This window comes from Bradyrhizobium sp. SHOUNA76, assembly GCF_023006445.1.
Classification (GTDB): Bacteria; Pseudomonadota; Alphaproteobacteria; order Rhizobiales; family Xanthobacteraceae; genus Bradyrhizobium.
In genome coordinates, this window is the sequence record NZ_JALBHA010000402.1 from 1 (window position 1) to 6,154 (window position 6,154).

At 63.9% G+C, this 6,154-nt stretch carries 6 protein-coding genes and 1 pseudogene; 4 read left to right on the forward strand and 3 right to left on the reverse strand.

Annotated elements, in window-relative coordinates; all coding sequences use genetic code 11:
* Positions 1–265: pseudogene (locus tag MOV74_RS28885) on the forward strand (acetoin dehydrogenase); the annotation flags it as partial.
* A 206-nt stretch (positions 266–471) separates the two neighbouring features.
* On the opposite strand, the gene MOV74_RS28890 reads toward MOV74_RS28885, so the two are convergent.
* Entirely contained in the window at positions 472–1,278 is an 807-nt protein-coding gene (locus tag MOV74_RS28890) for a lytic murein transglycosylase (RefSeq protein ID WP_246930039.1), read from the reverse strand.
* A 156-nt stretch (positions 1,279–1,434) separates the two neighbouring features.
* On the opposite strand from MOV74_RS28890, the gene MOV74_RS28895 reads away from it, so the two are divergent.
* A complete protein-coding gene (locus MOV74_RS28895; RefSeq protein WP_246930041.1) occupies positions 1,435–2,367 on the forward strand; it encodes an OmpA family protein in 933 nt (310 codons plus the stop codon).
* Between the two features lie 119 nt (positions 2,368–2,486).
* A complete protein-coding gene (locus MOV74_RS28900) occupies positions 2,487–2,828 on the forward strand; it encodes a hypothetical protein (protein WP_246930043.1) in 342 nt (113 codons plus the stop codon).
* A gap of 385 nt (positions 2,829–3,213) precedes the next feature.
* Here MOV74_RS28900 and MOV74_RS28905 read toward each other — a convergent pair whose 3' ends face one another.
* Complete coding sequence (locus MOV74_RS28905) at positions 3,214–4,083, reverse strand: DUF4231 domain-containing protein (protein WP_246930045.1); 870 nt, start codon at positions 4,081–4,083, stop codon at positions 3,214–3,216.
* A gap of 256 nt (positions 4,084–4,339) precedes the next feature.
* On the opposite strand from MOV74_RS28905, the gene MOV74_RS28910 reads away from it, so the two are divergent.
* A complete protein-coding gene (locus MOV74_RS28910) occupies positions 4,340–4,576 on the forward strand; it encodes a hypothetical protein (RefSeq protein ID WP_018318231.1) in 237 nt (78 codons plus the stop codon).
* 165 nt (positions 4,577–4,741) lie between these two features.
* On the opposite strand, the gene rpoD is transcribed toward MOV74_RS28910, so the two are convergent.
* A partial coding sequence (rpoD, locus tag MOV74_RS28915) for an RNA polymerase sigma factor RpoD (RefSeq protein ID WP_246930048.1) occupies positions 4,742–6,154 on the reverse strand: 1,413 nt, incomplete at its 5' end.

Genomic DNA, 6,154 nt, shown 5'->3' on the forward strand with positions numbered 1-6,154 from the left:
GACCGCGATCGCGCGCAACTCCCGCACCGGCGCCGGCATCACCGACAATGCCCGCCGCGCGCAGTCGATCGAGCGGTTCGAGAACGCGGCGCAGACGACGCCGAAGGATGCCGCCCTGCGCATCATCAAGGGCATCGAAAAGAACGAGTCGCGCATCCTGATCGGCAACGATGCCCGCTTCATGGACCTGCTCCAGCGCTTCCGCCCGGGGAGCTATTGGGCGCCGCTGCAAAGGAAGCTGGAGCGGATGGCGAAGGGGAAGTGAATTCGTAGGATGGGTAGAGTGCGAAACCCATCATGTTTCCGCAAGGAGGGGCGCGATGGGTTTCGCTTCGCTCTACCCATCCTACAAGCGATATTAGCTGTCGTAGGGTGGGCAAAGCGAAGCGTGCCCACGATTTCTTGCGCCAACGGAAAAGTGGTGGGCACGGCGCTTCGCGCCTTTGCGCACCTTTCGAGTTCAACGTCCCCTCATTGCCCCGCCAGCCGGTCCGCGAAATAGCCGATCGTCTTGCGGTAGATCACCGCCCTGTTCCACTCGCGCATTGCCTCGAAATTGGCTGTTCCTTCGCCGTAGGGCTGGCCCATCTTGAAGCCGCTGGTGTGCAGCAAGTTCGCGGTCGAGGCGAGCACGTCGGGGACGCTGTGGCGGAGATCGACATGGCCATCGCCGTCGAAATCGACGCCGTATTTGATGTAGGACGACGGCAGGAACTGGGTCTGGCCGATCTCGCCGGCAAAGGCGCCGATGAGGTCGCGCAGCGGCAGGTCGCCGCGCTGCACGATCTTGAGCGCGGCGAGCAGCTCGCCCTGGAACAGGTCGGTGCGGCGGCAATCATGCGCGAGGGTCGCCAGCGTGCGGACCACCGGCATCTTGCCGATGTCACCCTTGCCGAAATCGCTCTCCAGCCCCCAGATCGCGACCAGGATATAACGGGGCACGCCGAACTGCTGCTCGATACGCGAGAGCAGCGCGGCATGGCGCTGCAAGAGCGCGCGGCCACCATTGATGCGGCCCGGGCCGACGCGGGTCGAGACGTACTGCTCGAAGCTCTTGTTGAACGTGTGGCGCTGGCGCCGGTCGAAGGCGAGCACCGCGCCGTCGGGAGTGACGCCAGAGAGCGCCGCGTTGGTCACGCTCGCCGAGACGCCGGCCGCTTGCGCTTCCTGGGCCATGGTGGCGACGAAGCTGTTGAAGTCGCCGCCACAGCGCGCGGCCTGCGCCGATCCGCCGGCCCAACAGACGATGAAGGCGGTGGCCAGGGCGTGTCTCAACATGCGGGAATTTCCTTTGAGGAATGAGCGCGGAAAGCGCGCGATCATGCCCGGGAACCGGATTCGCGTCAAAGCGGCAAATCCCCGCCAGAACCAATCGCTGCTTGGGCGCGACAAATGAACTGCGCTAGCCCCTGCCCCCAGCCGATCGAGGTGACCATGCTCCTTCCGCCCCGGATGCTCGCTGTCCTCGCTTTGCTCTCCTTCAGCAACATCGCGGCCTCCGCGCAGACGCGCGACGTCGCGGGCGCGCGCGACTATCCCGGCATCGGCCGGTTCGCCGGCAGCGTCATCACCGGCTATGTGGCGAAGGATTTTGACGCGGCGCGGATGCAGGCAGCAAGCTTCAGGGACGGCCAGCCGACCGATGCCCGGCAGCTCGAAGGCCGCATCGTCCGGATCGCCTATCGCACCAATCCCGGTCCTTCGATCCTGGAAGTGTCGCGCAATTTCGAGACGCAGCTTGCCAAGGCCGGCTTCGAGACCTTGCTGGCCTGCGACACGGACGCCTGCGGCGCCATTCCCTTCACCGAGAGCATCGACACGCTGCCGGTGCCGCAGATGTGGATCGACGGCTTCAACTACCGCTATTTTGCGGGTCGCAAGGCGGAGGGCGGACGCGAGACCTATGCCAGCGTCATCGTCAGCCAGAACAACCAGGACATCACAGCACAGCTCACCATCGCCGAGCTCGGGGCCATCGCGAACAAGATGGTCGACGCCGCCGCGATGGCGAAGGGACTTGGCGAGACCGGCCACATCGCGCTCTACGGCATCTATTTCGACACCGACAAGGCCATGCTGAAACCGGAAAGCCGTCCGACGCTGGAGCAGATCGCAAAGCTGCTCGCGAGCCAGCCGCAGCTGAGCGTCTTCATCGTCGGCCACACCGACAGCCAGGGCGCCTATGAATACAATCTCGATCTGTCGAAGCGACGCGCGGAAGCAGTCGCCGCCGAGCTGGTGAAGAGCTTTCGGATCGTGCCGACGCGCCTGCGCACCGCCGGCGTCGGCTTGCTGGCGCCGGTCGGCCCGAACACGACGGATGCCGGCCGGGCGCTGAACCGGCGAGTGGAGCTGGTGGCGCCGTGAAACGTCGCACCGGAGTTTGATGCGGGTCAATATCGCGGCACGATCGGCGTGAGATGGGATGACCGCAGACATCCTTTCCCTCGTCGTTCCCGGCGCGACAAAGTCCGAGGCAACCGGCCATGCCCGACCATGAGAACAAGCCGAGCCGCCCCGCCCTGCTCCGCATTCCCCTGTTCCGCCTGCTTGCCATCAACCTTGCGATCGGCGCCTGTGCCGCGACGCTGCTCGTCGGCGGACTGCTCTGGCTCAACCCCGGACATCTGCGCGAGCTGATCTTCGCCGACCGCGCACCCGGCATTGCGCTGGTCTTGCTGCTCGCCTCCTTCCTCATCACGTTCGGCTCGGCCGCGATGGGCAGCGCGATCATGGCGCAGGGACGCAAGGAAGACGGCGGCAAAGGCGGCGGACACGGATCGCGGCTTGCTGCGCAGGAGGTGGCGCAGCGTACGCGCGCGCATTGAGATGCGCGCCGCGACGATGGAACCCGCTTGGCGCACATCGGATCACAGGCTGCACGCAGGCGGGAAGACGTGCAGGCTCGCGCAGCTTCCGACATAGCGCGCGCCACATGCGCTGCAGCGCGAGGCCGCGAAGATGAACAAAGTGGTTTGACGATCCAAACAATTGCTTCGTTGGTTCCACATCGCAACCAACGCATATCAGATGCGTCCGCTGCGATATCGACGGCACCGCGATTTGCCTTGCCATCGCAGGGCGTCTTCTATAGTCTTCTATTCTAGGTTGTTACCCCGCCAGCCCCGGGTGACGCTGAAGACCAAAAATAAACGGCGGGCTCGGCCCGCCGTTTATTGAGGGCCGCGCGAATTGCGCAGCTGGGCATCGAGCTCACTTGGCGTGTTTCGCGATCCAGGACGCGTTCTCCGCCGCCAGGATGTTTTCGCAGTCGTTGACGAAGTCCGACAACGGTGCTTTCGCGCCGTCCACGCGCCGCTGCAGCTGCAATGCCGTTGCGCGATACGTCACCACGAGAAAGCTGTAACGCTCCGCCTCGATATGGGCGATCACGGCGCCGCCGAGCGTCGTGAGCACGGCCGTCAGCGCGGCGAAATCGAAGTGGACGCCCAGAATGACGGGCTTGGCAACAACGCTGGCAACGGCCGTGAGCAACGTCGCCGCTCCCGCCAAGGCCAGCTCCAGAGACCTGAGCCACCGAGCCGTCGATTGGTACGTCTTGGCGCGGTCCTCATAGAACGCGATCTGCTTGCCGGCCCGCTTCGCCAGATATTCGTCGAGCCCGAGAAAAACGCGCGGCGATGATCCCTGGTCCTTGGCCGGGATCTGCTGCTCGAGCAATTCCTTGGCGTCTTCATCGATCTTCTGCAGCTCGGTACGGAGAACGTCGTCCGCCTTGGCCGGATCGTCGTAGGGCGCAGCTTTCGTCGCGTAGCGGTAGGCCTCGCGCTTCAAGCGTTCCGAGATGGCGCGGGAGCGAACCCAGGCGGCGATACGCTCGGGACCGAGCAGGCGCTGCGTGAAGAGGGTCGCGAATGCGAGGCATATCGCAGCCGTGATCGCGACAAAGGTGCGGGGATTGGCAATTCCTTCCGGCAGCTGGCTCGCCACTGCCGCCAATACCGCGCCCAGCGAAGACAATGCAAAGACGGACCAGCGCGCGCGATCGATTGTCGACTTCATCGCGTTCGCGGTGGTCGACCATTTGGCCTGACTGTCCGCAACGGATTCCAGGATGGTCATCGTCGTCCCCCCAAAATGCTTTCGTTGAACACACGGCGTCAGGGCAATTGATCGGCGTCGCGGAGGCGCGCGCCGCGAAATGCAGCGAAGCAATTGAAAGCTTCATGCTCCTCCAAGATCAACCTCAGGTCAAGCGCGTCGCGCCGGCTTCAATCCGCCGACGGTGAGCAAACCCTAGCGCTTCTTCCCGAGGAGCCGACCTACGGCGGGCCCTAAAGACATTTGACTGCGGCCTGCTTATCGACGACAAGCCGCCATGGCCAAGAAACCCGGAACCAATCCCAAAGGCGAATTCGCCTTCTTTAATGTCTTTTATGAAGACGATTCCCAACGCTCCAACCGCCGCGTGCCCTCAGAGCTGCTCGGCGGCCTCGATGGCGATGAACCCGCCCGCGCCTTCATCATGGAGCAGGACCGCGAGATCGCGGAAAAGAGCGGCCGGCCGGCGCTGGAGATCAAGCGGATCGAGCGGGTCGGGGTGAAGAAGAAGTAGGTCGGCGTCGGCCTCGGCAGAAGCAAGAACGGCGGGGCTGCGGCCCGCAGTTCTCATTTGGATGGATGCGCGGACAACCACTGAAACAATACAAAAACGGCGAGCTCTCGCCCGCCGTTCACTGCTTGAGGGACCAAAGCCAGCCCCGGATACAACGACTCTAAATCAGTTATCCAAGAAGCTCCGCAGCTTCCGGCTCCTCGACGGATGCTTCAGCTTCCTTAGCGCCTTGGCCTCGATCTGACGAATACGCTCTCTCGTCACGCTGAACTGCTGGCCCACTTCTTCCAGCGTGTGGTCGGTGTTCATGCCAATGCCGAAGCGCATGCGGAGCACGCGTTCTTCGCGCGGGGTGAGTGACGCCAGCACGCGCGTCGTGGTCTCGCGCAGGTTGGACTGGATCGCGGCGTCGATCGGCAGGATCGCGTTCTTGTCCTCGATGAAATCGCCGAGGTGTGAATCCTCTTCGTCACCGACGGGGGTTTCGAGCGACAGCGGCTCCTTGGCGATCTTGAGGACCTTGCGGACCTTCTCGAGCGGCATGCCGAGCTTTTCGGCGAGCTCTTCCGGGGTCGGCTCGCGGCCGATCTCGTTGAGCATCTGGCGCGAGGTGCGCACGATCTTGTTGATCGTCTCGATCATGTGCACGGGGATGCGGATGGTGCGGGCCTGGTCCGCGATCGAGCGGGTGATCGCCTGCCGGATCCACCACGTGGCGTAGGTCGAGAACTTGTAGCCGCGGCGATACTCGAACTTGTCGACCGCCTTCATCAGGCCGATGTTGCCTTCCTGGATCAGGTCGAGGAACTGCAGGCCGCGATTGGTGTACTTCTTGGCGATCGAGATCACGAGACGAAGGTTGGCTTCCACCATCTCCTTCTTGGCCTGGCGCGCTTCGCGCTCGCCCTTCTGCACGGAGTGCACGATCTTGCGGAACTCGACGATCTCGAGGCCGGTCAGCGCGGCGAGCTGATGCACCTCGTGGCGGAGGTCCTTGATGCGGTCCTTCTCGTGGTGGACGAAGTTCTTCCAGCCCTTGGCCGACAGCTTCGAGACACGATTGAGCCAGCGCGGGTCCAACTCAGAACCCGTGTAGTTGCGCAAGAAGTCTTCGCGCGCGACACCGTGGCTGTCGGCGAGGCGCATCAGGCGGCCCTCGTGCGAGACGAGGCGCTTGTTGATGTCGTAGAGCTGCTCGACGAGGCTATCGATACGCGCCTGGTTGAGGCGCAGCGACTTCACCTCGACGATGATCTCGTCCTTGAGCTTGCGGTACTTGCGCTCCTGGTGCGGCGACAGCGAGGGACCATGCGAGGTGCTCTCGAGCTGGTTCTGGATGTCCTGCTCTTGCAGCTTGCGCAGCTTCTTGTAGCTCTCGGCGATCTTGTCGAAGATCTCGACGACCTTCGGCTTGAGCTCGGCCTCGATCGCCGCCAGCGACATCTGGTTCTCGAACTCGTCGTCCTCGTCCATGTCGGCTTCGGCGGCGGATTCGCCCGGATCCTTCTCTTCGCCGCCCTGCCCGCCAGCGGCAGGCTGCGCGGCGCGGAACGGGGTCGGCGACGGCGGAGCTGCAGG

Excerpts from the sequence above, each read along its gene's own strand:
- MOV74_RS28890 (WP_246930039.1), bottom strand. The coding sequence starts at position 1,278 with ATGTTGAGACACGCCCTGGCCACCGCCTTCATCGTCTGTTGGGCCGGC.
- MOV74_RS28895 (WP_246930041.1), top strand. The coding sequence starts at position 1,435 with ATGCTCCTTCCGCCCCGGATGCTCGCTGTCCTCGCTTTGCTCTCCTTC.
- MOV74_RS28900 (WP_246930043.1), top strand. The coding sequence starts at position 2,487 with ATGCCCGACCATGAGAACAAGCCGAGCCGCCCCGCCCTGCTCCGCATT.
- MOV74_RS28905 (WP_246930045.1), bottom strand. The coding sequence starts at position 4,083 with ATGACCATCCTGGAATCCGTTGCGGACAGTCAGGCCAAATGGTCGACC.
- MOV74_RS28910 (WP_018318231.1), top strand. The coding sequence starts at position 4,340 with ATGGCCAAGAAACCCGGAACCAATCCCAAAGGCGAATTCGCCTTCTTT.